Here is a 2,923-nt window from a genome sequence, read left to right as displayed (position 1 = left end):
TAAATCGCCCTATTCGGACTCGCTTTCGCTACGGCTGCCCCACACGGGTTAACCTCGCCACAGAGCACTAACTCGCAGGCTCATTCTTCAAAAGGCACGCCGTCACCCCTACAAGGAGGCTCCGACGGTTTGTAAGCAAACGGTTTCAGGTACTATTTCACTCCCCTCCCGGGGTACTTTTCACCTTTCCCTCACGGTACTTGTCCGCTATCGGTCATCTGGGAGTATTTAGGCTTATCAGGTGGTCCTGACAGATTCACACGGGATTTCTCGGGCCCCGTGCTACTTGGGATACTCTTCACGCCATAACACCATTTCGACTACGGGGCTCGCACCCGCTCTGGCCAGGCGTTCAAACCTGTTCGTCTATGATGCGCTGTAACGTTCACCGGCCGGCAGACCGGAACGAAAAGTCCCACAACCCCGGCCATGCAACCCCTGCCGGGTATCACACATGACTCGGTTTAGCCTCTTCCGCGTTCGCTCGCCACTACTGACGGAATCACTGTTGTTTTCTCTTCCTGTGGGTACTGAGATGTTTCACTTCCCCACGTTCCCTCTACCCGCCCTATATATTCAGGCGGGAGTCACCAGGTCACCACAAGGGGCCTGGCGGGGTTTCCCCATTCGGAAATCCTCGGATCACAGCTCGTTTATCAGCTCCCCGAGGCTTATCGCAGATTACGACGTCCTTCTTCGGCTCCAGATGCCAAGGCATTCACCGTTTGCTCTTATGAACTTGCTAATCACATGAGTTAAGAAACTACAACTCGAAAAGTTGCAGATCCAATGATTTGCATGACCGCAGCCCGAAAGCCGCGCCATGCGAATCTTGTCGATCCACGACCGAAGCCGTGAATCTAAGATGCTCGCGTCCACTGTGTAGTTCTCAAAATACGGGCGGTATCCCTCTCCCACACACCCAGGCGTGAGAAAAGGATCCGGAGAGTCGACCCCGCCACCCGAAGGCAGCCGGCCCGGTCCCTCAGGACCCAACAGCGTGCATGTACCCGACTCCACCGCCCCGACGCGTTCCCAACCCGAAGGCTGTACTGACGCGAGACGATCTCACCGAGCACCTAGTTCAATGTTCCACCCATGAGCTACCAGCAAAGACATTCGCTTTGATCTGGCGCCTGGAACACCCTGCGGTGTCCAGATGCTCCTTAGAAAGGAGGTGATCCAGCCGCACCTTCCGGTACGGCTACCTTGTTACGACTTAGTCCTAATCACCGATCCCACCTTCGACAGCTCCCTCCTTGCGGTTAGGCCACTGGCTTCGGGTGTTACCGACTTTCATGACTTGACGGGCGGTGTGTACAAGGCCCGGGAACGTATTCACCGCAGCGTTGCTGATCTGCGATTACTAGCGACTCCGACTTCATGAGGTCGAGTTGCAGACCTCAATCCGAACTGAGACCGGCTTTTTGGGATTCGCTCCACCTTACGGTATCGCAGCCCTTTGTACCGGCCATTGTAGCATGCGTGAAGCCCAAGACATAAGGGGCATGATGATTTGACGTCATCCCCACCTTCCTCCGAGTTGACCCCGGCAGTCTCCTATGAGTTCCCACCATGACGTGCTGGCAACATAGAACGAGGGTTGCGCTCGTTGCGGGACTTAACCCAACATCTCACGACACGAGCTGACGACAACCATGCACCACCTGTATACCGACCTTGCGGGGCAACCATTTCTGGAAGTTTCCGGTATATGTCAAGCCTTGGTAAGGTTCTTCGCGTTGCATCGAATTAATCCGCATGCTCCGCCGCTTGTGCGGGCCCCCGTCAATTCCTTTGAGTTTTAGCCTTGCGGCCGTACTCCCCAGGCGGGGAACTTAATGCGTTAGCTGCGACACGGAGACCGTGGAAAGGTCCCCACATCTAGTTCCCAACGTTTACGGCGTGGACTACCAGGGTATCTAATCCTGTTCGCTCCCCACGCTTTCGCTCCTCAGCGTCAGTAACGGCCCAGAGAACTGCCTTCGCCATCGGTGTTCCTCCTGATATCTGCGCATTCCACCGCTACACCAGGAATTCCATTCTCCCCTACCGCACTCTAGTCTGCCCGTACCCACTGCAGGCCCGAGGTTGAGCCTCGGGTTTTCACAGCAGACGCGACAAACCGCCTACGAGCTCTTTACGCCCAATAATTCCGGACAACGCTTGCACCCTACGTATTACCGCGGCTGCTGGCACGTAGTTAGCCGGTGCTTTTTCTGCAGGTACCGTCAAGCCGAAGCCCTTCTTCCCTACTAAAAGAGGTTTACAACCCGAAGGCCGTCATCCCCCACGCGGCGTTGCTGCATCAGGCTTTCGCCCATTGTGCAATATTCCCCACTGCTGCCTCCCGTAGGAGTCTGGGCCGTGTCTCAGTCCCAGTGTGGCCGGTCACCCTCTCAGGCCGGCTACCCGTCGTCGCCTTGGTGAGCCATTACCTCACCAACTAGCTGATAGGCCGCGAGTCCATCCTTGACCGAAAAACTTTCCACCCACACCCGATGCCGGGGCAGGTCGTATCCGGTATTAGACGCCGTTTCCAGCGCTTATCCCAGAGTCAAGGGCAGGTTACTCACGTGTTACTCACCCGTTCGCCACTAATCCACCCAGCAAGCTGGGCTTCATCGTTCGACTTGCATGTGTTAAGCACGCCGCCAGCGTTCGTCCTGAGCCAGGATCAAACTCTCCGTAAAAAAATTACGACCCCCAACCCCGAAGAGAAGGAGAGTCAAGTTTGACCTCTAGCAAATAAGACATCTCTCCGACCCGAAAGCCGGAAGCTGACATCAATTTCCAAAGGAATCCCAACCCGATCCGAAGATCAAGGCCGGGGTATAAAATTGGCATTGAACATAGTGCACGCTGTTGAGTTCTCAAGAATCGGACACATCCCGCCTCCACACCAGAACGGTGCTTCACAACG

2 rRNA genes (1 of these 2 cut by a window edge) are annotated in these 2,923 nt (G+C 55.7%); both read right to left on the bottom strand.

From position 1 onward, the window contains the following. Positions 1-745: ribosomal RNA gene (locus C5C36_RS17090) — 23S ribosomal RNA — on the bottom strand (it extends 2,470 nt beyond the left edge of the window). A 425-nt stretch (positions 746-1,170) separates the two neighbouring features. Beyond that, positions 1,171-2,693: ribosomal RNA gene (locus tag C5C36_RS17085) — 16S ribosomal RNA — on the bottom strand. Together the 16S and 23S rRNA genes form the textbook arrangement of a ribosomal RNA operon. Positions 2,694-2,923: the final 230 nt, after the last annotated feature.

The organism is Rathayibacter sp. AY1G1 (assembly GCF_002932095.1).
In the GTDB taxonomy this organism is placed as follows: Bacteria; Actinomycetota; Actinomycetes; order Actinomycetales; family Microbacteriaceae; genus Rathayibacter.
The sequence above is the reverse complement of the archived record's forward strand: the minus strand, read 5'-3'. Positions and strand labels throughout refer to the sequence as shown.